Origin of the sequence: Pedobacter aquatilis, assembly GCF_032678425.1 — a bacterium.
Taxonomy (GTDB): domain Bacteria; phylum Bacteroidota; class Bacteroidia; order Sphingobacteriales; family Sphingobacteriaceae; genus Pedobacter; species Pedobacter aquatilis_B.
This window is the reverse complement of the sequence record NZ_JAVTSG010000005.1, coordinates 16,026-39,856: the sequence shown is the minus strand read 5'-3', so window position 1 is coordinate 39,856 and position 23,831 is coordinate 16,026. Positions and strand designations below refer to the sequence as shown.

General features: G+C 35.1%; 19 protein-coding genes. 13 read left to right on the top strand and 6 right to left on the bottom strand.

Annotation, left to right across the window (positions count from 1 at the left end; genetic code table 11):
• Positions 1 to 15 precede the first annotated feature (15 nt).
• The 3 genes from xylA to R2Q16_RS15235 all read right to left on the bottom strand — a co-directional run bounded on the left by xylA (position 16) and on the right by R2Q16_RS15235 (position 3,673).
• Complete coding sequence (gene xylA / locus R2Q16_RS15245) at positions 16 to 1,347, bottom strand: xylose isomerase (protein WP_316738132.1); 1,332 nt, start codon at positions 1,345 to 1,347, stop codon at positions 16 to 18.
• Positions 1,325 to 2,830 (bottom strand): xylulokinase, encoded by a 1,506-nt coding sequence (locus tag R2Q16_RS15240; RefSeq protein WP_316738129.1) that lies wholly within the window; start codon positions 2,828 to 2,830, stop codon positions 1,325 to 1,327. The genes xylA and R2Q16_RS15240 overlap by 23 nt, the downstream gene beginning before the upstream one ends.
• Positions 2,831 to 3,241: 411 nt before the next feature.
• On the bottom strand, positions 3,242 to 3,673 hold the full coding sequence (locus R2Q16_RS15235) for a response regulator (protein WP_316738127.1): 432 nt from the start codon (positions 3,671 to 3,673) through the stop codon (positions 3,242 to 3,244).
• Between the two features lie 296 nt (positions 3,674 to 3,969).
• Here R2Q16_RS15235 and R2Q16_RS15230 point away from each other — a divergent pair, with 296 nt between their 5' ends.
• Positions 3,970 to 7,002, top strand: coding sequence for a SusC/RagA family TonB-linked outer membrane protein (locus R2Q16_RS15230; RefSeq protein WP_316738125.1), 3,033 nt, complete (start codon positions 3,970 to 3,972; stop codon positions 7,000 to 7,002).
• An 11-nt stretch (positions 7,003 to 7,013) separates the two neighbouring features.
• Positions 7,014 to 8,468, top strand: a complete 1,455-nt coding sequence (locus tag R2Q16_RS15225) for a RagB/SusD family nutrient uptake outer membrane protein (RefSeq protein WP_316738122.1) — start codon at positions 7,014 to 7,016, stop codon at positions 8,466 to 8,468.
• Between the two features lie 77 nt (positions 8,469 to 8,545).
• Here the strand turns inward: R2Q16_RS15225 and R2Q16_RS15220 are convergent, their stop codons facing one another.
• Both R2Q16_RS15220 and R2Q16_RS15215 read right to left on the bottom strand, forming a co-directional pair.
• Positions 8,546 to 9,499, bottom strand: coding sequence for a glycoside hydrolase family 43 protein (locus R2Q16_RS15220; protein ID WP_316738120.1), 954 nt, complete (start codon positions 9,497 to 9,499; stop codon positions 8,546 to 8,548).
• A 19-nt stretch (positions 9,500 to 9,518) separates the two neighbouring features.
• Entirely contained in the window at positions 9,519 to 10,418 is a 900-nt protein-coding gene (locus R2Q16_RS15215; RefSeq protein WP_316738119.1) for a family 43 glycosylhydrolase, read from the bottom strand.
• Positions 10,419 to 10,688: 270 nt separating this feature from the next.
• On the opposite strand from R2Q16_RS15215, the gene R2Q16_RS15210 reads away from it, so the two are divergent.
• The 8 genes from R2Q16_RS15210 (at position 10,689) to R2Q16_RS15175 (ending at position 20,470) form a co-directional block, all read left to right on the top strand.
• Positions 10,689 to 12,770: a hypothetical protein gene (locus tag R2Q16_RS15210; RefSeq protein ID WP_316738117.1), complete on the top strand. Its 2,082-nt coding sequence runs from the start codon at positions 10,689 to 10,691 to the stop codon at positions 12,768 to 12,770.
• A 182-nt stretch (positions 12,771 to 12,952) separates the two neighbouring features.
• Entirely contained in the window at positions 12,953 to 14,284 is a 1,332-nt protein-coding gene (lat, locus tag R2Q16_RS15205; protein WP_316738115.1) for an L-lysine 6-transaminase, read from the top strand.
• 2 nt (positions 14,285 to 14,286) lie between these two features.
• Positions 14,287 to 14,691: a hypothetical protein gene (locus R2Q16_RS15200; protein WP_316738114.1), complete on the top strand. Its 405-nt coding sequence runs from the start codon at positions 14,287 to 14,289 to the stop codon at positions 14,689 to 14,691.
• 415 nt (positions 14,692 to 15,106) lie between these two features.
• Positions 15,107 to 17,041: a 30S ribosomal protein S1 gene (gene rpsA, locus R2Q16_RS15195; RefSeq protein ID WP_231464899.1), complete on the top strand. Its 1,935-nt coding sequence runs from the start codon at positions 15,107 to 15,109 to the stop codon at positions 17,039 to 17,041.
• 443 nt (positions 17,042 to 17,484) lie between these two features.
• Positions 17,485 to 19,152, top strand: coding sequence for a beta-N-acetylhexosaminidase (locus R2Q16_RS15190; RefSeq protein ID WP_316738113.1), 1,668 nt, complete (start codon positions 17,485 to 17,487; stop codon positions 19,150 to 19,152).
• Between the two features lie 64 nt (positions 19,153 to 19,216).
• Positions 19,217 to 19,390 (top strand): hypothetical protein, encoded by a 174-nt coding sequence (locus R2Q16_RS15185; RefSeq protein ID WP_316738111.1) that lies wholly within the window; start codon positions 19,217 to 19,219, stop codon positions 19,388 to 19,390.
• 5 nt (positions 19,391 to 19,395) lie between these two features.
• Positions 19,396 to 19,872 carry a sigma-70 family RNA polymerase sigma factor gene (locus tag R2Q16_RS15180; RefSeq protein WP_316738110.1) on the top strand — a complete coding sequence of 159 codons (477 nt, stop codon included), beginning with the start codon at positions 19,396 to 19,398 and terminating at the stop codon, positions 19,870 to 19,872.
• 1 nt (position 19,873) lies between these two features.
• Complete coding sequence (locus R2Q16_RS15175; RefSeq protein ID WP_316738109.1) at positions 19,874 to 20,470, top strand: hypothetical protein; 597 nt, start codon at positions 19,874 to 19,876, stop codon at positions 20,468 to 20,470.
• On the opposite strand, the gene R2Q16_RS15170 is transcribed toward R2Q16_RS15175, so the two are convergent.
• Complete coding sequence (locus tag R2Q16_RS15170) at positions 20,467 to 20,862, bottom strand: thiol-disulfide oxidoreductase DCC family protein (protein ID WP_316738108.1); 396 nt, start codon at positions 20,860 to 20,862, stop codon at positions 20,467 to 20,469. The two genes, R2Q16_RS15175 and R2Q16_RS15170, sit on opposite strands and share 4 nt — an antisense overlap.
• 110 nt (positions 20,863 to 20,972) lie before the next feature.
• Here R2Q16_RS15170 and R2Q16_RS15165 point away from each other — a divergent pair, with 110 nt between their 5' ends.
• The 3 genes from R2Q16_RS15165 to R2Q16_RS15155 all read left to right on the top strand — a co-directional run bounded on the left by R2Q16_RS15165 (position 20,973) and on the right by R2Q16_RS15155 (position 23,556).
• Positions 20,973 to 21,803, top strand: a complete 831-nt coding sequence (locus R2Q16_RS15165) for an aminotransferase class IV (RefSeq protein WP_316738107.1) — start codon at positions 20,973 to 20,975, stop codon at positions 21,801 to 21,803.
• Positions 21,804 to 22,074: 271 nt separating this feature from the next.
• Positions 22,075 to 22,620, top strand: coding sequence for a bifunctional pyr operon transcriptional regulator/uracil phosphoribosyltransferase PyrR (gene pyrR, locus R2Q16_RS15160; protein WP_316738106.1), 546 nt, complete (start codon positions 22,075 to 22,077; stop codon positions 22,618 to 22,620).
• 6 nt (positions 22,621 to 22,626) lie between these two features.
• Entirely contained in the window at positions 22,627 to 23,556 is a 930-nt protein-coding gene (locus R2Q16_RS15155; protein WP_316738105.1) for an aspartate carbamoyltransferase catalytic subunit, read from the top strand.
• The last annotated feature ends 275 nt before the right edge of the window (positions 23,557 to 23,831 follow it).

Here is a 23,831-nt window from a genome sequence, read left to right as displayed (position 1 = left end):
CCATTAACACCATAGCTAAATATAGCGATTGATTAAATTTTCTAGATATTCTTGCTTGCCACTAATAACCTTGGGTTCTCCATTTTCAACAGCATAATTTCTCAAATCTTGCAAATTTAAGTTGCCCTTTTCAAACTCGGCTCCTTTACCATTATCAAAAGACGCGTATCTGTTTTTACGAATTTCTTTGTAATCTGATTTTTGTAAAATGGCATCAGCTGTTACTAAAGCCCTCGCGAAAATATCCATACCACCAATATGCGCATAAAACAAATCTTGCGGGTCAGTTGAATTTCTACGGATTTTGGCATCGAAGTTTACACCCCCACCTTTAAAACCACCACCTTCTAAAATAATAAGCATGGTTTCGGTCAATTCATTAATATCATTTGGAAATTGGTCGGTATCCCAACCATTTTGGTAATCGCCTCGGTTTGCATCAATTGAACCTAATAATCCACTATCAACAGCAACCTGAAGTTCATGCTGAAAGGTATGTCCGGCTAATGTTGCGTGGTTTACTTCGAGGTTTAGTTTAAAATCATCCAACAAATTATATTCTTGCAAAAAGCCTTTAACTGTTGCGGCATCATAATCATATTGATGTTTTGATGGCTCGCATGGTTTCGGTTCGATAAAAAATGTTCCTTTAAAACCTTGTTGGCGAGCATAATCTTTTGCCATATGCAAGAATTTCGCCAAATGCTCTTGCTCCCTTTTCATGTTTGTGTTTAGCAAGCTCATGTAGCCTTCTCTTCCACCCCAAAAAACATAATTTTCTCCACCAAGTGCAATTGTAGCATCTAAGGCAGCTTTAACTTGGGCAGCGCCATGAGCCAATACGTGAAAATCGGGATTAGTTGCCGCACCATTCATATAGCGTTTATGACTAAATAAATTCGCAGTTCCCCACAAAAGTTTAACACCGCTTTCGTTCTGTTTTTGCTTGGCGTACTCAACTAAAGTTGCTAAACGGTGCTCGTTTTCAGCAATGTCATTACCATAATCCACAACATCCACATCGTGGAAACAATAATATGGAATTTGCATTTTGGTTATGAATTCAAAAGCAGCATCCATTTTATCTTTAGCTCTTTCTATAACATCTTTTTTTTCATCCCAAGGGAAAACATGAGTTGGACCGCCAAAAGGATCGCTACCGTTGCCGTTGAAAGAATGCCAGTAGGCACAAGCAAATTTAAAATGCTCGTTCATGGTTTTGCCTGCTATAATTTTATTTGCATCATACCATCTAAATGCTAACGGATTATCGCTTTGCAAGCCTTCAAACTGGATTTGTTTAATACCTTTAAAAAATTCGGTTTTACCTGTTAATACTTTTGTCATCGTATTTATTTAATTCTTTTGCTAATAAATTATTCCATTCGTTGTAAACTACTTCATATTCGCTACTATCTTTTGGCTCAAGCAACGCTATTCTTTGTTGGTTAATAAATGCTTCTTGATGTGTTTTATAAATTCCCGCTCCTATTCCGGCACCCAAAGCAGCCCCTACACTTCCGTCGTTATCAAAGAGTTCGACAGGCACGCCAGTAACATCAACAAAAACTTGGGCAAATAAATCACTCAAAAATAAATTGGCTTTTCCTGCTCTGATAACAGTTGGTTTAACTCCAATTTCTCGCATAATATCTAAACCATAGCGGAAAGAAAAGGCTATTCCTTCCTGTATCGCTCTGAAAATATCTGGTTGGTTATGTTTATTTAAATCAATACCTGCAAACTGTGCGCCTGTAAAGCGATTGTTTAGCATTCTTTCGGCACCATTTCCAAAGGGTAAAACTTTTAAATTATTACTTCCGATTGGTGAGGCTTGAGATAGCTTATTGATTTCGGCGTAAGAAAGTGATGGCGCAAAATTATGCTTAGCCCATCGGTACATGCTACCTGTACCATTTATACACAACAAAACACCAGTATTCTTACTATCGGCTGCATAATTAACATGTGCAAAACTATTAACCCTCGATTGAGGATCAAAAGTTGCAGACGCACTCACACCATAAATTACGCCTGAAGTACCTGCTGTTGCGGCAACTTCGCCAGGTTGCAAAACATTAAGCGATAGCGCGTTATTTGGCTGGTCGCCAGATTTGTAAGAAACCGGAATCTGGGCTGTTAAACCCAAACTTTGGGCAACATCCGATTTTAGATAACCATGTTCTGAAAATAAAGGCTTTATTTCAGGAATTAATCCTTTATCGATTTCATAATAATTAAATACATCATTAGATAATTCGTTGTTTTTAAAATCCCAAAAAACACCTTCCGAAAGCGCCGGGATGCTTGTTGTAATTTTTCCGGTAAGTTTCATGGCAACAAAATCGCCCGGGAGCATAACCTTATCAATTTGCTCGTAAATGTGTGGTTCGTTTTGTTTAACCCAAGCCAGTTTTGAAGCTGTAAAATTACCTGGAGAATTAAGCAACCGCTGTAAAGATTCTTGATGACCAATTGCATCAAAAGCTTTAGCCCCAATTTCTACAGCTCTGCTATCACACCAAATAATACTATCTCTTAAAACCTTCTGGTTTTTATCAACCACAACTAAACCATGCATTTGATAAGAAATGCCAATGGCCTTAACATCTTTTGGATTGAATAAATTTTTGGCATTGAGTTTTAAAATACCTTGCTGAACATTGTGCCACCAATCTTCCGGGCATTGCTCTGCCCATCCGGTTTTTAAAGATTTAATTTCGGTTTCAGATTCGGGATATTGAACTGAAGCTATACATTTCTGTGATTCTACATCTACAGCAGCAATTTTTATGGATGATGTTCCAACATCTATACCTAGGAGCAACATAAAAATGATTTAAATATATCTGGCTATTTAGCGGTAGCTCAAAATAGCGTTTTTATTAGTAAATAACAATTTTATAAGAATGTTCAGGAGGTAAAATATTTAATATAAATCATTATTAATAAAAAAAGCCCATTGACACAATGGGCTTATATTTCGTGAGGATGAAGTAAATTTCTAAATTTTGTAAAGAAAAAAGCAGTCATCTTCACCATTATATTCAATAAACACAACCAAAGGCTATGGCTAAATAAAATCGACATTTATAAAAATGAAGTTTTACTTAAGACACTTCGGTTAGCATTTAATGGAGCAGCAGGCCTAAGCCAGCTGTTTAAAAAATTCTATTTCAAATGTATTGTAAATGGTAAATATTTGCAAATGATTTAGTTAATAAATCCATATAAATATTGTTTAATGTATTTTTTCTGGAGAGATCTTATTTTCAAAAAATGGTGCCAAAGCTTCGTTTGCTTTTAAAAGATTAAAATCATTGGTTTTAAAAGGTTTAGCCAAATGTGCCTTAACTTGCTTATATCTTGATGATTTAATTTTATCTTCTGCACTGTTAAATGCCGTAACCAATACCACAAACATTTGATTGTAGAAAGGATTTTTTTCCAATTCGTCAAGCATTTCCCAACCATTTAAACCAGGCATACTGATATCTAAGAAGATTATAAAATTAATTTCTTCCGATGACTGAGCATTAAGATAATCCAATGCCGATTGAGCATCTGGAAAATAATCAGTATCCCAAACCGGGCGACAATCTTCAATCATTATTTTATGGATAAACAAAACCAGTTTATCATCATCAACAACTATTGCCCTCGTGCGCTTCATAAAATATTAAAATAAATTGTGTTTGGTTTGATTTGGTACTAACTGGCTGCTAAGATAAAATCAATTTGTCAAATATCTACAGTCATTCTGTTCATTTTATTGAGAAAGAATTTCAAAACTTCCAAAATATCGGTAATATTGCCTTTACAACTTTTGGGAATATTTCTAAGAGCCGGAAATTCTAACTAACTATTTATTCATTCAAACTACAAAGCATGAAACTAAATGCGAAACAGAACGCTATGCATAAAACATGGCACCCCCCAAAACTATTACCTGCACTAAAATTAACAGTTATGTTATCATGCATAACACTAACTCAATTAAGCGCAAAGGCAACTAATGCAATTACAGGGAATAATAATTTTGATTACCTCGTTGAAAAACCTGTAATTGGAATTAAAAAATCAAATTTTGCAACTATTTTGAGGGGCGTTGTAAAGGATGAAACGGGTGCAACATTACCAGGCGTGAGTATGTCCTTAACTGGTGATGATTTCAAACAAACTGCATCGACAAATGATAAGGGTGAATATTCTTTTACGGTGCCTAAAGCAGGAAATTACACCCTGACAGCTAATTTTGTAGGCTACAATAAACTAAGCCAAAGCATAACAATTGGTAGTACTGCTGTAACTAAAAACTTTTCGCTTATACCTTCAAATCAAGAATTAGAAGAAGTTATGGTTGTTGCCTATGGTAAACAAACAAAGGCATCATTTACAGGTTCTGCAAAAGAATTAAAAGGCGCAGTTATCAGCGGCAGTTCGAGAGCAAGTGTGCAGGAAAGTTTACAGGGAAATGTTGCGGGTTTGGTATCTAGTAATGGTTCTGGTCAACCAGGAGCGGTTCCAAACATCCGTATTCGTGGTATTGGTTCGGTCAATGCTGGCAGCGGACCATTATATGTTGTGGATGGAATTCCATTAGATGCCAATCAAATTTCTGGATTAAACAGCTACGATGTTGAAAATGTAACGGTACTTAAAGATGCATCAGCGGCATCAATTTATGGTTCCAGAGCGGCAAATGGTGTAATTTTAATTACCACAAAGAGTGGCAAGGCAGGCAAAACTGTTATTTCTGCTTCAATTCAGGGCGGCGTAAATAACATCATTAATATAAAAGGAACAGAGGCATTAAATACCAATGAAATGCTTGAGTTGTTAAAAGAAGGTTGGGTAAATCGAGGTAACGACCCAACTCTATTTGCTCAGGAAATAACGCTGAATAATGTTAACCCAAATGTAAATACCGATTGGTTTGATTTATTAACCAGAACCGGAAATCACACACAAGCAGATTTATCGGTAAGTGGCGGAACAGAAAAAACTAAGTTTTACATATCGGGCAGCCACTACATTGCTAAAGCGCCAGTTTTAGGAAGTGATTTTACAAGAAGCACAGTTAACCTTAGAATAAGCAATCAAATTTCTGATAAATTATCAGTTTCTGGAGGTTTACAGATTAATGCAAGAGATAACCACACCCAAGCAGATGGCAGTACCTTTGGAAATCCTGTACGTATGTATTCGCAGTATCAACCTTGGTTAAGAGCTTACAATGATGATGGTACTTACGATTTTAGTTACTTTAACAGATACAACCCTGTAGCTCAGGTTACTGAAAGTTTTACAACTCGTAAAGCCTACGGTTTATTGGGAAATTTCTTAGCTAAATATCAAATCACTAATGATTTATCTATTGAAAACCAATCAAATATTAACTTTTTATATGGTGAAGATTTAGAGTATAACAAATCTGGTGTGGGTACTTCTCGTACTGATGGTGGAAGAGCTACATCAAGTACAGATAGAACAGTTAACTGGACAAATACATCAATTATCCGCTATAATAAAAATTTGGGTGATTTTGGATTGAAAACCTATTTAGGTTACGAAGCTCAAAAAGTTACAGAGGTTGGAAACTTCGTGCAAAAACGAAATTTCCTGCCAAATACATTCACTCTAGATAATGCTTCTATTTTAATGGATGGAGGTTCTGATGCAACTTCGAATACCTTAAATTCAGTATTTTTTAATGCTTCTACAGATTATAAATCGAAATATTATTTAAGTGCATCTTTCCGAAGAGACGGTTCTTCAAGATTCGGTTCTGAAAAACGTTATGGTAATTTCTGGTCTTTAGGTGCAAGCTGGCACATTTTCAAAGAAGAATTTTTGAAAGACCAAAACATTTTATCTGATTTACGTTTACGTACAAGTTATGGTGTTAACGGAAATCAGGATATTGGAAATTTTGCATCAAGAGCATTATATACCAGTACAAATTATGATAATGCACCAGCCTTAATTTTCTCAAATTATGGAAATAATTTACTAACCTGGGAGAAAAACAAACCATTTAATGTTGGTTTGGATTTTGGTTTCATTAAAAACCGCATAACTGGTACGTTCGAATATTACACAAGAGCAACTTCTGATTTATTACTTAACAGACCAATTTCTGCCACCAATGGATTAACATCCTTTACAGATAACATTGGTGCAATGAAGAATAGTGGTTTTGAATTAGAATTAAATAGTGTAAACCTTCAGGCAAAAGGAAATGGTTTAGGGTGGACAACTAGCTTTAATATTTCTACTATCAAAAACGAAATCACATCATTATCAAGTCCGATTATTTCTGGAGGATACAACCGTTTTGTTGGTGGAGATTTTTATCAGCTTTATTTATCTGGTTATGCTGGTGTAAATCCTGCGAATGGAGAAGCACTTTGGTTTACCGATGAAACCGAAACACAAACCACAAACAGTTTTGGTTCGGCAAAGCAATATAATCAGGGCAGTACTTTACCTGACGTTTTTGGCGGCTTAACAAATACAATTACGTACAAAGGTTTCTCATTAAGTTTTCAATTCTATTTTAACCTAGGAAATAAAATTTACGACAATTATGGTACAAATGTAAACTCTGATGGTTCGCTAGGTTTTGGTCCAACAAACAGAATGAGTAGATACTCTTATGATACAAGATGGCGCCAACCTGGAGATGTTACTTTAACGCCTAAAATGATGTACCTAGGCACTCAATCTGGCACATCAGGTCAAAACAGTTCTACCCGTTTTGTTTACAACGGTAATTACATCCGCTTACGTGATGTAACTTTTGGATACGATTTACCTTCAAAATGGATTAAAAACTTAAAATTATCAAGTGCAAAAATCTATTTCAGAGCAAACAATCTATTTACTTACATCAAAGATGATCGCATAACCTTCGACCCCGAAGTAGGTATCGATGGTTTTGCTGATAAAAACATACCAACATACAAAACTGCTCTTTTAGGTCTTGAAGTTAAATTTTAAGCTCAATTATTATGAAAAAATTATATAATCTATTATATGTATCAATGATAGCACTCTCTATCACATCATGTAAAAAAGAATTTTTAGAAATTAACCCTGAGCAGCAAACTGCTGTAAATGCTGTGGTTGTAGATTTGCCAACAACAAGAGCTGCCGTAATGGGAACTTATTCAATTTTACAAAGCGCAGCTTATTATGGTCGGAGTGCAGTCATTTTGCCTGATTTAATGGCCGACAATATGTACATCAGTCGTAGAAATTCAAGTAGATATACAAGTTACGACCAGTATATTACGATTCCTAATGATGGAACAGCTTCTGGTTCATGGAATGCAATGTACCGTACAATTGTAAACTCAAATATTATTATTTCAAAAGGCGAACAACTATCTGTTCCTTCAAGTGAGCAAGCAGAAGTTAGTCACTTGGTTGGAGAGGCTTACACCATGAGGGCATTGGCACATTTTGATTTATTAAGATTTTATGCTGCGCCATATAATTCTACAGTAAATGCCGCACACATCGGTATTCCGATTATTAGTAAAAGCGGCACAAGTAAGGAAGATGTTCTTAATCCAAAAAGAAATACAGTAAAAGAAGGTTACGATTTAATTGTATCTGATTTGAAGAAAGCAATAACATTAATGCCAGCAACGCCAGTTGGTTTTGCCGCAGCAAACAAAGGCCACATTAGCCAATTTGCTGCAAAAGCTTTACTTGCAAGAGTATATTTATATATGGAAGATTGGGTAAATGCCGAAGCAATTGCAACAGAAGTAATTGCAAGTAATAAGTTTACATTGTTATCAAATGCAAATTATCAAGGTGGGTCTACAAATTTTAGAACCCAAAATAATACGGAGGCTATTTTTGAAGTTGTTTACAATTCTACAAGTAATTTAGGTACCGACCGCTTAGCTGCTTTCTTATTTCAAAGTTCTAGTTATGGCGATGGTTTAGCAACTGATGATTTATTCAATCTTTATACTTCAACTGATGTTCGCAAAGCTTTTATGAGCCGAGCAAGCAGAACAAGTGCTGAAAATCCTGCAAATGTAATTACCAAATATAATAATACAACAACTTTTGAAGAAGGTGTTAAGGTGATTCGTTTATCAGAAGTATATTTAATTCGTGCCGAAGCAAGGGCTAAGCAAACTGGTAAAGATGCATTAGCTGCAGCAGATTTAGATGTTGTTGCGAAACGTGCTGATGCATCAGCAGCAACGACAACAGCAACTGGATTAGCCTTACAAAATCTAATTCTATTAGAAAACCGTAAGGAGTTTGCTTTTGAAGGTCACCGTTTATTTGATTTAACTCGTAATAAATTAGCCTTTACAAAATATCGTACAGGTGGACTCACTATCCCAATCGCAAATACTTCTTTAAAAACTGTTTTACCTATTCCTTTAGCAGAAATGAATGTGAATACGAACATGGAACAAAACGAAGGTTACAAGTAACCACATTCTAAATAATTCATAATACTTAAAGGCTTTTTTCAATTCAATGAAAAGAGCCTTTTATTTTATATACTTTTCTAATAGATAAATTTAAAAGTGCTATCCTGAACTTTTAGAACTTCCACACCATTCTCATTCTTTATAAATTCAGCAGATATTATTGCAGTTTTACGCTTTCCAGTTTTTTCATTCGATTCATGCGTGTGAAATACATAATTCAATTTTCCTGCTTTATCTACAAAAAAATCGCCATGCCCAGAACCATTCATTTTGGTGTTTTTCTGACTTAATATTGGACTTTCTTTATATTTAGACCATGGACCTACAGGATTTTTACTTGTTGCATACCCTACCGCATAATCCGGGTTACGGAAATCATTCGCAGAATAAAACAAATAGTACAATCCATTTCTTTTTAAAACCGTCGGACCTTCGGTAACTTTCCAATTTACCTTTTGCGTGTCTTCCCACGGTTCAGTTGCAGAAATGCACTCTTTAGCGGTTTCTTCTTTTATTGAGGATAAATCCGCATTCATTTCGGCAATAAATATTCTATTTCCATCATTTAGCCTTACATGATATAGGTAAATTTTGCCACTATCGAAATACACAAAAGGATCTATCATTCTTACTGGCGCATCGATTGATTTCTTAATTTTCTGCACAAACGGTCCAAGTGGGCTATTGCTTTCTGCAATTGCAATATTTTCATTGGCTACATAAGCCATATAAAACTTCCTTTTATATTCAAAAACTTGAGGCGCCCAGAATCCCTTAGTTCCAAATGCATCACCTTTTTTTAACACAATGCCTTTATCAACCCAATTTTTCTTATCTGTAGAAGTATAAACCTTAAAACCGCCATCCCAAGAGTTTTCTACCGTACCGTATAAATAATAGGTGTTTTTATGATAAAAAATTGTTGGGTCGGCTAATTTTAACGGCTGCCTGTTTTGAGCATTTAGTTTAAAACAGGTTGAAATTGTTAGAAGAAATATTAAGCTCAGTCTTAATTTGTGAGTATCCATCATAATAATTTAGAAAAGTATTTTATTGATTTTTAATTTTTGGCCAATTATCATCTGTCCAATCTAATTGAATGTTGGATAGATACCAGGATTTCCCATCTGCAGTATTATTTCCCTGATAGAATAGCCAATACTTGCTTCTATTGTCCTTAAAAATATCAGGGTGACCAGACTCCGCTGAATTCCAACTCCCTTTTTCGCCATTTGCTAAAAAGGGAGAATTACTTTTTCTTTCCCAGTTTATTCCATCAGTACTTCTGGCCACGCCAATTTGTTGCGGTTCATTATTGTAACCACCCGCATAAAACATATAGAGATATTTCCCTTTTTTGATACAGGATGCACCTTCAACACAAGCTTTCTCCCAAGGCAACTGAGGCGATAAAATTGAAGAGTCGGTTAATTGCTTCCAACTTTCTTTATTAAATGATGATGATAAAGTAGTTGCTGCTACACCTTGTTTTTGGATTTTGTAAGATTTATCGCGAGTTGCGAAGTACATAAAATATTTGCCATTAAATTCAATAACTTCTGCATCGATTGCTCTTCCGCAAGTCCAGTCGCCTGTTGGTTTAAATATTGGATTTGTAGCATTTCTCTTGAAATTTATGCCATCGGTAGACCATGCATGGCATATTGCATCATTTGCCGCATTACCGTAAGTTTGGTAGAAAAGATGAAGTGTATCATTTCTTAATAATACACCAGGTGCGCATAGGCCATTTTTTTCATAAACTGCTGCAGGCATTATTTCACCAGTTTTTTTCCAATCTTTAACATTAGAACTGTTCGCAATACCTATTTTCCAACCCTCACCATTTTTACCTGGAATGGAATAATACATCCAATATTTTCCTTTAAAAAAAGTTATTGTTGGGTCTTTTGCTACCGGATTTCCAGATGATGTATCAGTAAAATACATGCTCGGTTTTTCCTGTGATTTTATAGATTGCAAAAGACACATGCAAATCAAGACTGTTAATATCCTGCGCATAAATTTTAAATGGTTAGAAATGCTTTCAACAAAGAAAAGTATTTGAAAACACCTTAACCCACTAAAATTGTTCAACCTTTGGCTCATTTGTCTCAATTTTGTTCATTATGCTTAAAAGTTTATCGAACTAATTAACTTAGCTAAAACCTATGCTAACCAAATGACTTTGCTTTAATCAGCAGGTCTTGTAATCTACCTATGAAAAAACTTATCCTATTTTTAACCTTTTTTGGTGCTTTCAATGCAATGGCCCAAAAGTCAATTATCGATTTATCAGCCTTAAAAAAAAATGGAGCAGTAGCTACCGTTAATCAAAAAATACTTACTGTAAGCTGGCCTGCTGGCGAAAAAGGAACTGCAAGAATGCAGATAGATTTAGACGAAAAAAAACCCCTATTCAAAACTATTCAACTTGGAAAAGGAAATAATTTCAAAGAAATTATTTCAGGATTAGACCCTGCATTTGTTTTAACAATCGGTAAACGTACGCTTAGCCCATCAAGCGGCGGTTGGGATGTATTTTTCGATCGAGTGCCACGCAAACCTTATAAATCTTATGCAGTTAATATCAATAAAAAGAATGCAAAAGTCTCGACAAACGGGCAGCGTACAATCGTTACTATTTCTGGTGCAAACGCAGATAGATTTAAGGGCAACATCGAAATTACCTTATATAATGGCAGTCCCTTATTTAATGTTGCTGCTGTTCTATCTACAGAAATAGACTCTACAGCAATCCTTTATGATGCTGGTTTAGTGAATAAAGAATCTTTATGGAAATCAATGGCTTGGGCAGATGTATCTGATAAAATGCAATCGAGCAAACCAACCGTTAACGACACAAGCCGTAACCTCGAAGTAAAATACAGAACGATTATTGGAGAAAGTACGAACGGAAGTTTGGCATTATTTCCGGCACCACACCAATATTTTTATCCTTTGGATGAAGCCTTCAACTTAAAATTTACCTGGTATGGAAGCAATTTCCATAAACTTATACCAGATTTTGGAATGGGCATCAGACAAGACCCATTGGGCGATAAAAGATATGTGCCTTGGTTTAATGCACCACCAAAAACCGAACAGCGACTTAATTTTTTCTGTTTAATTGATACAGAAAGTGCAGCAAAAACGCTCGATGAGGTAAAACTATTTACACACGGTGATAAATTTAAACCAGTTAAAGGCTATAAAACTTTGGCAACACATTTTCATAACGAATTTATTAGCGATGTCGCCTTATCGGGTAAAGAAATTCCTGAAAAACCGGAATTTGTCGATGTACTTAAAAAACATGGTTTAGATATTGTTAAATTGGCTGAATTTCACGGCCCTGGCCATCCAAAAGGCCCTGAAAAGGAAAGATTAAAAGAATTAAAATCACTATTTGAACAAACCAAACGACTTTCTGATTCTACATTTCTTTTGTTGCCAGGCGAAGAAGCCAATAATTTTTACGGCGGACACTGGCTTGCATTTTTCCCAAAACCAATCTATTGGATCATGTCGCGTAAACCCGAAGAACCTTTCATAACAGATGTACCCTCAGTTGGAAAAGTTTATCGCATTGCGAATAAAGAAGAAATGCTGAAATTATTGGAATTGGAAAACGGCTTAGCGTGGACTGCTCATGCCAGAACAAAAGCTTCAACGGGTTATCCTGACAACTATAAGGAAGAAGCATTTTTCAAATCGGATACATATTTTGGGGCGGCTTGGAAAGCCATTCCTGCTGATTTATCAATTAAAACTTTAAGTCAGCGGGTACTCAAACTTTATGATGACATGGCAAACTGGGGTTTGAAAAAACATGTCTTATCAGAAGCTGATATTTTTACTATTACTCACCAAAATGAAATGTATGCTCATTTAAATGTGAATTATCTGGAACTGGATAAACTTCCAAATTATGAGCAAGGATGGCAACCCATTTTAGACGCCTTGCGAAAAGGCAAATTCTTTGTTTCGACTGGCGAAGTTGTGATTCCCAGTTTTAGCATTAATGATAAAAAATCTGGCGAAACACTAAAACTTGATAATACCGGAGCAGCTACCATAAAATTTAAATTAGACTGGACTTTCCCGATGAATTTTGCTGAAATTGTTTCTGGAGATGGAAAAAATGTTTTTAGAGAGCGCATGAACCTTAATGATACAAGAGCTTTTGGCCAGAAAGATTTTAACTGGAAGATAAACCTGAAAGGCAAAAAATGGGTAAGATTAGAAGCTTGGGATGTTGCAGCAAATGGAGCATTTACGCAGATGATTTGGCTAGAGTAGACAAATTTCAAGTCAAATTCATTAAAAAAGTTTTCCACATCTGTGAAGTCCGAAAGCTGAATTTGTCTATAATCATACTTTAAACAGTTTAAACCTATTTTTTAGCTAATGAGTACAAAAAGTGCCTAAATTTTGATTTTAGGCACATTTCACTAAATTTGGATTATACCAAAACCAAATTTATGTATCAATTAACAATACCTGCTGATAAAGTAAATGAAACATTAAGCAAGCATATTTTAGCCGATGGTTTCGATTTAACTTACGACATGGAAAAAAGCCACGGGGCTTATATTTACGATTCTAAATACAATAGAACATTACTTGATTTTTTCACATGTTTTGCATCCGTTCCACTGGGCTACAACCACCCAAAAATGATTAATGATGAAAACTTCAAGAAAAACTTATTGAACGCTGCAATTGCCAATCCATCAAATTCTGATGTTTACACCCAACAATATGCACAGTTTGTAGATACATTTTCAAAAGTTGGTATCCCACATTATTTGCCGCACGCATTTTTTATAGCCGGAGGTTCTTTAGCTGTAGAAAACGCTATTAAAGTTGCTATGGATTGGAAAGTGCAGAAGAATTTTGAAAAAGGTTGTACATCAGAAAAAGGCTTTAAAGTGCTGCATTTCGAGAAAGCATTTCATGGCAGAAGTGGCTATACATTAAGTTTAACCAATACATTACCTGATAAAACCAAATGGTTTGCAAAATTTGACTGGCCAAGAGTAAGCACGCCACAAGTTAAATTTCCTTTGCAAGGCGATAATTTGAACCAAGCTATACAAACAGAAGAAACATCCATTCAGCAAATTAAAAAGGCCTTTTCTGATTATAAGGATGAAATTTGTGCCATAATTATCGAACCAATCCAAAGCGAAGGTGGCGATAACCATTTACGGGAAGAATTTCTTATACAGTTAAAACAGCTCGCTGATGAAAATGAAGCCTTTTTAATTTATGATGAAGTACAAACCGGTGTTGGTTTAACTGGTAAATTCTGGTGCCACCAACATTTTAGTGAAGCTGCCCGACCAGATATCGTTGCTTTTGGCAAAAAAATGCAGGTTTGTGGCATTTTGGTTGGCGATAAAGTAAATCAGATAGAAAAAAATGTTTTTAAAGTGCCAAGCCGCATAAACTCTACATGGGGCGGAAATTTGGTTGATATGGTTCGTTCTACACAAATTTTGCAGATTGTAGAAGAAGATAAACTTTGCGAAAACGCTAGTAAACAAGGTTCATATTTAAAAAATGAATTGGCAAATCTGTCGCAGAAGTTTGATAAAATGAGCAATGTTCGGGGCAGAGGTTTATTGTGTTCTTTCGATTTTCCTGATAAGGATATGCGTAATGCTTTTATTGCCAAAGGCCTGGAAAACAATGTGATGTTTTTAGGTTGTGGCGATAAAACAATTCGTTTCCGCCCGGCGCTTTGTATAGAGCAAAAACATATTGACGAAGGCTTGACGGTTATGGAAAAAATATTGCCTTTATTGTAGGCATGAACAAAAAAACCTTATCCTACGTATTAACCATTGGCGTTTTAATTTTAGTAGGCTTTATTATAAAAGGAACTTTTAACCAGCCTGGCATAGAAGATATGAAGGCTGGTTTTAAGGAAATTGTTAAATACAGAAATGCAAATAATACTGGTCCGGTTCAGCGGATTTATGTTGTAACGGTTAAAGATTCTGTTTGGAAAGAAATGGAAGATTACGGCAATTTTATGCCACACACCAAATATGGCAATACAAAGGTTTATTTTTTTATGGATGGAACAAAAACGCCTACAACTTTGCAGCCGGGCGATGTAAATTTTGATTCTGAATTTAACAGTTCTTGCATTGCTTTATACGAAAAAAGCGCAATGAGTCAAGCTGCTTTTAATAAGCATCCGTTTAAATAGTCCAAGAATAAAAAGTTCTTATTTGCAGGCTTGCACGGTTTACAAGCTATTGTTCTTAAACCCGGTAGCAGCGGCAGCCCCCGATTTTTCTTCGGGGCTATAGCGGATAACGGGACTGCTGCAAACCAAGAATTACTGAACGCTCGTTTTCGAAAAATATTTACTGAGATAAATCATTCGCTTCGGTTAATGTTCTACAATATTGTAACTGTAAAACGCCCATTTATAAATCCAATCTTTACTCCCGTATCCTTACTTAGTAAACCCCCAATCTTGATACTTGATACTAAATACTAGATACTCTCTTTATAATAACCTAAAAATCAGCAACATTTATTAAAAAAATCTTTTCTATTAATTAAAAAAGTTTTACCTTTGCAGTCCCTAAATAGGGAAAAAAGGAGATAATTAATTAATGGCTAAAAAACAAGTAGCAGAAAAAGAATTAGCAGCTAAAACAGCTGAGCTTCAGGGAGAAGGCGGACGCCTGACTGAAAAAGAAACTATTGAGTCAGAAGCTGATTCAGTTTCGATCGAATCGATCAAATCATCATTAGCAACACCAACAGAAGATTTTGATTGGGATGCAGATGAAAAAGTTTTCGGTAATTACAATGATGCAGACCGTAAAAAGTTTGAAGATATGTATGCTGGAACATTCAATCAAATCACTAAAGGTGAAATCATTAGCGGTATTGTTGTTTCAATTAACAACAAAGATGTAGTATTAAACGTTGGTTTTAAATCTGACGGTTTAGTTTCTACTTCAGAATTCCGTGATACACCAGATTTAAAAATCGGCGATTCAGTTGACGTATTCGTTGAAGCACCAGAAGATGCTAACGGTCAATTGATCCTTTCTCGCAAAAGAGCAAAAACTCAAAGATCTTGGGAAGCTATTAACGAGGCGCTTGAAAATGATAGAATCATCAATGGTTTCGTTAAGAGCCGTACTAAAGGTGGTTTAATTGTTGATATTATGGGCGTTGAGGCTTTCTTACCAGGTTCTCAAATTGATATTAAACCTATCCGCGATTACGATGTATACGTGGGTAAAACAATGGAATTCAAAGTTGTTAAAATTAACCACGAGTTTAAAAACGTAGTTGTTTCTCATAAAGTGTTAATTGAAGACGATTTAGAATCACAAAAAGTAGAAATCGTTTCTAAATTAGAAAAAGGACAAGTATTAGAAGGTACTGTTAAAAACATTACTGATTTCGGTGTGTTCATCGATTTAGGTGGTGTTGATGGTTTACTTCACATTACTGATATTTCTTGGGGCCGCATAGAGCATCCGAAAGAAGTATTATCATTAGATGAAAAAATCAACGTGGTTGTTTTAGATTTCGATGATGAGAAAAAACGTATCGCTTTAGGCTTGAAACAATTAACTGCTCACCCTTGGGAAAACTTAAACGCTGACATTCAAGTTGGTTCTAAAGTAAAAGGAAAAATCGTAACTGTTGCAGATTACGGTGCTTTCTTAGAAATCATCCCAGGTGTAGAAGGTTTAATCCACGTTTCAGAAATGAGCTGGTCACAAAACTTAAGAAACCCACAAGAGTTCTTAAAAGTTGGTGACGAAATCGAAGCTGAAGTTTTAACTTTAGACAGAGATGAGCGCAAAATGAGCTTAGGTATTAAACAATTATCTAACGACCCATGGCAAGAAGTTGCTGCTAAATTCCCAGTTGGAAGCAAGCACAAAGCAACTGTTAAAAACATGACTAACTTCGGCGTTTTCGTTGAAATTGAAGAAGGAATTGATGGTTTAATCCACATTTCTGACTTATCATGGTCTAAAAAAATCAACCACCCTAACGAATTCACTAAAGTTGGTGATGTATTAGACGTTGTTGTTTTAGAATTAGATGTTGATAACCGTAAGTTAAGCTTAGGTCACAAACAATTAGAAGAAAACCCTTGGGATACTTTTGAAACTATCTTTACTTTAGATTCAGTACACCAAGGAACAGTAGTAAAAGTAACTGATAAAGGTGCTGTTATTGCTTTACCATACGGTGTAGAAGGCTTCGTACCAACTAAACACATGGTTAAAGAAGATGGTACTTCAGTTAAAGCTGAAGAAACTAACGACTTCAAAATCATCGAGTTTAACAAAGAAGCTAAACGCATCGTTGTTTCTCACGCTCGTATTTGGGAAGAAGTTAAAGCTGAAGCTGTAGCAGAAGAAAGAAATGCTAAGAAAAAAGAAGCTAAAGCTGCTGTAACTGCTGTTAAAAAAGTTAAAGATTCTGTAGAGAAATCTACTTTAGGAGATTTAGACGTATTAGCACAATTGAAATCGCAATTAGAAGGCGAAGAAAGCAAAGCTAAAAAAGGCTAGTTCTTTTTAACTGAATATATTAATCCCGATAGCGAAAGTTATCGGGATTTTTTTTTTATCTTTTTATGCCACGGAAATACAGAAAACACGGAATTTCATCAACAAATCGTCATTGCGAGGAGGCTTTTTAAACCAACGAAGCAATCTCCTTTTATTCATCATCTAAGAATTTAAGAACATTTAAGATTCTATACCCGAGCTTATATTTCCTTAAATGGCGTATATGCTTAAAAATAATTTGAAAAAGAAAGTAAGCAATAATCGCTCACTCCTGCCCCGCTGTTCGTTCAATCTTTTTGGCGATTGTCATGCTGAGCCTGTCGAAGCACAACCAAAAAGGATTTCACTCCCATCGGGTTTATGTAACATCAGCATTTCGTTCTTCCAAACCTTTTCCATTCATCCGCCTATTATTGCTATTTTTGAAATGAAATCGACTAACTATGAAAAACCTGTTAACTCTAATTGTATTAATAACATTCGGCTTAAAACTTTCAGCTCAGGAAGTAAATATTATTCCGCAACCTGCTTATCTACAAGTTGAAGCAAATAAAAAACCCTTCACCATTGATGCTAAAACACAAATCGTAGTTGTTGATTCGGCATTAATTAATTCTGCAAATTTTCTGAATGATTATCTTCAAAAATACTATAAAGTAAAATTGAATATTACCAACGTTACACCTACAAAAAATTTCATCAATTTAATTTTAAACACAAGAATTAGCGAATTTGATAATGCGTATATCTTAAATACTTTAGATAATGGAATCTCAATAGCAGGCTCTTCACAGGCAGGAATATTCTATGGTGTTCAGTCTTTAATCCAATTAATACCAACTAACAATTCAAACCCCTTAATTATCCCATCGGTTAACATTATCGACCATCCCCGTTTCGATTACCGCGGAATGCATCTTGATGTAAGTCGCCATTTTTTTGATGTAGAATTTATAAAACAATACATTGATTATTTAGCCTTGCATAAAATGAATTATTTTCATTGGCATTTAACAGATGACCATGGCTGGAGAATCGAAATCAAAAAATACCCAAAACTAACTGAAATTGGCGCTTGGCGAAATGGAAGTATTGTTGGTTTATGGCCAGGAAAAGGAAATGAAAATATAAAATATCAGGTTTTACCTACAGAAGTAAAAATAACGCCAAAAGATGCAGTCATCAAAACCGACGGAATTAAACATGGTGGATATTACACACAGGAACAGATTAAAGATGTAATCGATTATGCTGCAAAGCGTTACATCACCATCATTCCAGAAATTGAAATGCCTGCACACAGTATGGCATTACTCGCTGCCTACCCCGAATTAGGAACAGAACCAAATAAAAAATACGAAGTTGCTGAAACCTGGGGCATGATGAACAAATACAATAATGTGCTGCAAGCATCTGATACAACATTTAAATTCTTAGAAAATGTTTTAACTGAAGTAATGGATTTATTTCCATCGCAATACATTCACATTGGTGGCGATGAAGCTTCAAAAGTTTGGTGGAAACAATCTGCCGTTTCGCAGCAAATAATGAAAGCCAACGGACTTAAAAACGAAAGTGAATTGCAAAGTTATTTCATCCAAAGGATAGAAAAATTTGTAAACAGTAAAGGTAAAACCATTATCGGTTGGAACGAAATTCTACAAGGCGGTTTGGCCCCGAATGCTGTTGTAATGAGCTGGCAAGGCGAAAAAGGCGGTATTGAAGCAGCAAAGCAAAATCACAAAGCCATAATGACCCCTGAAAACAAGATGTATTTTAACCACGCTCAGTTTGCAAAAGAAGACAGCTTAACCGCAAAAAATCTCTCGCCATTAATTGATGTTTACAATTATGAACCAATTCCGGCAGAATTAACGGAAGCACAGGCTGCAAACATTTGGGGCGGACAAGGTTGTTTATGGAGCGAATACATTACAAACCCGGCAAAAGTTCAGTATTTGCTGTTTCCAAGATTGGATGCTTTGAGTGAAATTTTATGGAGCCCGAAAGATAAACGCAACTATCCTGATTTCCAAAAAAGGCTGAAAACGCAATTCAAACGGTATGATATGATGAATATCACCTATTCAAAAAATTATTTAGAAAATTAATTTGCATTGCTCGTAATATTTAAACGCTAGCACATACTAACTGTTTAAATTAATAACAAAAGCAATGGATAACAGAAACTCAAAATTTGGCATAATAGGTTTTTTATTAATAATGGCAAACCTTCAAACAACACCATCTCACTTTAAATATTTTTTTATAATCATGGCAATTGTATTTTCTATTAGAGAAATTGCCAAGTATCATAAAGAATTTAAAACCAATCGTTTTCAAAAATAATTAGAATGGTTGAAAATTCTTTTCTGCAAAAAGTAGAGGAACACAAAGGAATTATTTATAAAATGATAAACCTCTATGCGGATGATGATGAAGACCGCAAAGATTTATACCAGGAAATTATATACCAAAGTTGGAGCGCTTTTGCCCGCTTTAAGGGCGAGGCTAAATTCTCGACCTGGCTATATAAAATCAGCTTAAATGTATCCTTATCTTTTTTAAGCAAGCAGAAAAAACGAAATCATATTAATGAAGATGGCACACAGCATCTTTACTTCGAACCGCCAGAATTATCAGAAAGAGCAGATTGGCTTTACCGCTGTATAAGGAAGCTTACTGATGTAGACAGAAGTATAATTATGCTTCATTTAGATGGTTTTGACAATACAGAAATCAGCGAAATGACAGGTTTGTCTCGGAACAATACAAACGTTAAACTTCACCGAATTAAACAACAACTGGCTTCACTATTAACGGGGAAATAAAATGAATTTAGAACAAGAATGGCAAAATCTAAGTGTTGAGCTAAACACTAAAGCAGAAAAAATAGATATTACCAAAATTACCATCGACAAAGAAGCGCATTCCTTACTTCAGGATTTACTATTCAAACTAAAATGGAAACTGCGCTGGATTAGAATTATTGATATTCCCATTTTGGTTGCTGCATTTTTTGTTAAGGGTGATTTGAAATATCTATTAATAATTCTATTTATGAGTTATGAAATTTTTAGAACGTTGGGGGTAATCAAATTCAGGAAAATTAAAACCGGAATTGATTATAATTCGAATACCAAAAAAGTGCTTACAGAGAATTTCGCTGCTATTAAAAGTATTTTGAGAGGCGAAACAATTTATTGTTACATCTTTTTACCACTTGCTGGCCCAATTGGCTTACTTGCCTATAAATTATTCAAACATCAATCTTTTGCAGCGGTGATTGCTTTACCAAACTTTTTACCACAAACTTTAATGGTCGCCCTGATTGGTATTCCTTTTATATTTATTGCAAAAAAGATGAACGACAGTATTTTCAAAAAACCGTTAAACAATTTGAAAAATAAAATCGCAGAACTGTCTTAATCGTAAAATTTACTTTTGAGTTCGGGAGTAGGCACCCAGCAACTTTCTTGCTTGCCCCACCATTTATAGCGGTTTTTGGCGATAATATCATAAACCCAATCGCGAATAAACTTTGGGACAATAATAAAAACATAAAGCAATGGCAAAAAACCATTTAATTTTTTAGCAACCCTTAAAGCTGCTGAAGATTTGGTGTAAAGCTTACCATTTTCAACCAATAAAATTGAGTTTAAATGGCTTGGATTTATATTAAATTTTGGTAGAATTTCTTTTGCAAAATTACCCTGCAAAGCACTGTATTTAAAGTAATTTTCTTTATCGTGTTCAATTACAAATTGAACCGATGCATTACACAAATTACAAACACCATCGAAAAAAATTACCTGCGCCATTTCCATTCCTGTAAAGATATATATTCTCGCTGCGATCTAAAATAGTTAAAGATTCGCTTTCTATTGAAGTTTAAATCGTTTAATTTTAAGCAATATCAAAGCTTTTAAACATGTACATTTCCATAAATAACGAATTACTATCAGAAAGTGATGCAAACATCTCCGTTTCCGATTTATCTGTTCAACGAGGCTTCGGGATTTTTGATTTTTTGAAAACAATAAATAACCAACCCGTTTTTTTACATGATTACCTAAATCGCTTTTTTAATTCGGTTAAGGAAATGAATATGCAACCTTGTTTTACCAAAAACGAACTTAGTGATGCAATTTTTGCCTTGATTGATAAAAACAATATTCCTGACTCGGGCATCAAAATCATATTAACCGGCGGATTTTCGGAAGATGGTTATACCATGGCAAAACCTAACCTAATTATTATTCAAACACCGTTAAATATTATTGACAACCTAAAAAAGCCTATAAAATTGGTGAGTTATAATCATCAAAGACAGCTTCCACAAGTAAAAACCATTGATTACTTGCAGGCAATAAGGCTTCAAGGTTTTGTAAAGGAAAGTAAGGCTGATGATTTATTATACCACAGCAATGGATTGGTTCGGGAATGCCCGCGGGCAAATGTTTTCATGGTAACGGATACAGAAATTATTACCGCCAAGACAGAAATACTAGGCGGAATTACCAGAAGTAAAGTTTTAAAAATGAATATTGATGGTTATAAGATAATGGAAAGAGATTTTCAACTAACCGATATTTACAATGCAAAGGAGGTTTTTATAACCAGTTCTACCAAGAATGTATGGCCAGTTTCTGAAATTGATGGAAAGGAAATTGGTAGTGCAACGCATAAAATAGCAAAACAGATTAACGATAAATTATTACAACTAATTCAAGCAGATCAAAAAACGGCGGTGGAATATTAAGCGATTTCCAAACCGAAAATAAAACTGCAAAGTTGCCATCTAAACCGGATGGAAACGGCAGCCCCGAGTTTTAAGGGCCAAAAGCAAGGGCAAAACGAGGGCTACAGTGTACAGTCGGACAGAACGATAAACAGAGCCACAAATGTTGCTTTACAAAAAAACAGAATATAACTTTTTAATCATCAATGGATTGAATCGCCTTTATCAACTTTAAAACATTTCAACTTTCCAACCTTAAAACATTTTTATATATTTGCCCAATCCTTCTTCAATGCAAAAGAAAACACTTCTTGACGGACAAAAAATTCAGATTACAATTAAGAGGCTTTGCCATCAATTAATTGAAAACCACGACGATTTCTCGAATACCGTTTTAATTGGCATTCAGCCTAGAGGTCCATTTTTGGCTGACCGTATTCAGGATGAACTGCAAACCATTTTAAAAAACAAGAAAATTTTAAAAGGAAACCTTGATATTACATTCTTCAGGGATGATTTTAGAAGAAAAGATGGAATTGTTACAGCCAATAGTAATTCAATAGATTTTATAATTGAAGGCAAGAAAGTAATTTTAATTGATGATGTACTTTGGACAGGCAGGACAATTAGAGCTGCGCTTGATGCGTTATTGGCTTATGGTCGCCCGGAAAAAGTAGAATTACTTGTTTTAATTGACAGAAGATTTAGCAGGCACTTACCAATTGAACCCGATTATATTGGTTTACAAGTGGATAGCGCAAGCGCTCAACACGTTAAAGTTACTTGGGCAAGCGAAGGCGGAGAAGACAAAGTTTTATTATTATCAGATAAGCAATAGCAAAAAATGGCAGCAGACAAACTATCAACCCGACATCTTTTAGGTATTAAAGATATTAACCGGAATGATATCGAATTAATTTTCGAAACTGCAGATAATTTTAAAGAAGTGATTAACAGACCGATAAAAAAGGTTCCGTCGCTTCGCGATATTACTATTGCCAATATTTTCTTCGAAAATTCTACCCGAACAAAATTATCTTTCGAGCTTGCAGAGAAGAGACTTTCTGCAGATGTTGTAAATTTTGCAGCATCATCTTCATCGGTAAGTAAAGGCGAAACCTTAATCGATACGGTGAACAACATCTTATCGATGAAAGTTGATATGGTGGTGATGCGCCACCCGTATGCTGGAGCTGGTCAGTTTTTAAGTAAACACGTTAAAGCACAAATTGTAAATGCAGGCGATGGCGCACATGAGCACCCAACGCAGGCTTTATTAGATGCTTTCTCCATTCGTCAGAAACTTGGCGATGTTACCGGAAAAAAAGTGGTTATTGTTGGCGATATATTACATTCAAGAGTTGCCATATCTAATATATTATGTTTGCAGCGCTTGGGTGCAGAAGTTATGGTTTGCGGTCCGACAACGTTGATTCCGAAACATATCCATCAACTTGGCGTAAAGGTTGAGCATAATCTAATTAAAGCGCTAAATTGGTGTGATGTGGCAAACATGCTAAGAATCCAGCTCGAACGCCAGGATATTAAATACTTTCCTTCGCTTAGAGAATACGCCATGATGTATGGCTTAAACAAGCAGATTCTAGATAATTTAGATAAGGAAATTATCGTAATGCATCCAGGTCCGATAAACCGTGGCGTTGAAATTACGAGTGATGTTGCAGATAGCAAACAATCTATAATTCTGGATCAGGTAGAAAACGGAGTTGCCGTTAGAATGGCTGTGTTGTACTTGTTGGCTAGTCAAGGTTAATTTTATAAGTTCATTTGTCTATAGTTCATTAGGACTACAATAGAACAATTAATCAATTTAGCGGTTCAAAAATCAACCAATTCAAGCTTCAATCAGAATCTTTTTCCACATTCGTATTCACACCAATACCAAACAAAAATTCCTGTCGTTAATTTGTGTTATTAACAGATGTTAATTACTTCTGTTGATAAGCATGGATAGTATTTATAATTTAGTACCAACCATATTTGAAACCGATGCAACCATCGTAACCTTTGCTATAGTCAGATTAGTAA

Bases quoted from the DNA above. Each gene is read 5' to 3' on its own strand.
- xylA (WP_316738132.1), bottom strand. From the start codon at position 1,347: ATGACAAAAGTATTAACAGGTAAAACCGAATTTTTTAAAGGTATTAAA.
- R2Q16_RS15175 (WP_316738109.1), top strand. From the start codon at position 19,874: ATGAATTTAGAACAAGAATGGCAAAATCTAAGTGTTGAGCTAAACACT.
- rpsA (WP_231464899.1), top strand. From the start codon at position 15,107: ATGGCTAAAAAACAAGTAGCAGAAAAAGAATTAGCAGCTAAAACAGCT.
- R2Q16_RS15240 (WP_316738129.1), bottom strand. From the start codon at position 2,830: ATGTTGCTCCTAGGTATAGATGTTGGAACATCATCCATAAAAATTGCT.
- R2Q16_RS15230 (WP_316738125.1), top strand. From the start codon at position 3,970: ATGTTATCATGCATAACACTAACTCAATTAAGCGCAAAGGCAACTAAT.
- R2Q16_RS15200 (WP_316738114.1), top strand. From the start codon at position 14,287: ATGAACAAAAAAACCTTATCCTACGTATTAACCATTGGCGTTTTAATT.
- R2Q16_RS15185 (WP_316738111.1), top strand. From the start codon at position 19,217: ATGGATAACAGAAACTCAAAATTTGGCATAATAGGTTTTTTATTAATA.
- lat (WP_316738115.1), top strand. From the start codon at position 12,953: ATGTATCAATTAACAATACCTGCTGATAAAGTAAATGAAACATTAAGC.
- R2Q16_RS15225 (WP_316738122.1), top strand. From the start codon at position 7,014: ATGAAAAAATTATATAATCTATTATATGTATCAATGATAGCACTCTCT.
- R2Q16_RS15210 (WP_316738117.1), top strand. From the start codon at position 10,689: ATGAAAAAACTTATCCTATTTTTAACCTTTTTTGGTGCTTTCAATGCA.
- R2Q16_RS15235 (WP_316738127.1), bottom strand. From the start codon at position 3,673: ATGAAGCGCACGAGGGCAATAGTTGTTGATGATGATAAACTGGTTTTG.
- R2Q16_RS15215 (WP_316738119.1), bottom strand. From the start codon at position 10,418: ATGTATTTTACTGATACATCATCTGGAAATCCGGTAGCAAAAGACCCA.
- R2Q16_RS15180 (WP_316738110.1), top strand. From the start codon at position 19,396: ATGGTTGAAAATTCTTTTCTGCAAAAAGTAGAGGAACACAAAGGAATT.
- R2Q16_RS15165 (WP_316738107.1), top strand. From the start codon at position 20,973: ATGTACATTTCCATAAATAACGAATTACTATCAGAAAGTGATGCAAAC.
- pyrR (WP_316738106.1), top strand. From the start codon at position 22,075: ATGCAAAAGAAAACACTTCTTGACGGACAAAAAATTCAGATTACAATT.
- R2Q16_RS15155 (WP_316738105.1), top strand. From the start codon at position 22,627: ATGGCAGCAGACAAACTATCAACCCGACATCTTTTAGGTATTAAAGAT.
- R2Q16_RS15220 (WP_316738120.1), bottom strand. From the start codon at position 9,499: ATGATGGATACTCACAAATTAAGACTGAGCTTAATATTTCTTCTAACA.
- R2Q16_RS15190 (WP_316738113.1), top strand. From the start codon at position 17,485: ATGAAAAACCTGTTAACTCTAATTGTATTAATAACATTCGGCTTAAAA.
- R2Q16_RS15170 (WP_316738108.1), bottom strand. From the start codon at position 20,862: ATGGCGCAGGTAATTTTTTTCGATGGTGTTTGTAATTTGTGTAATGCA.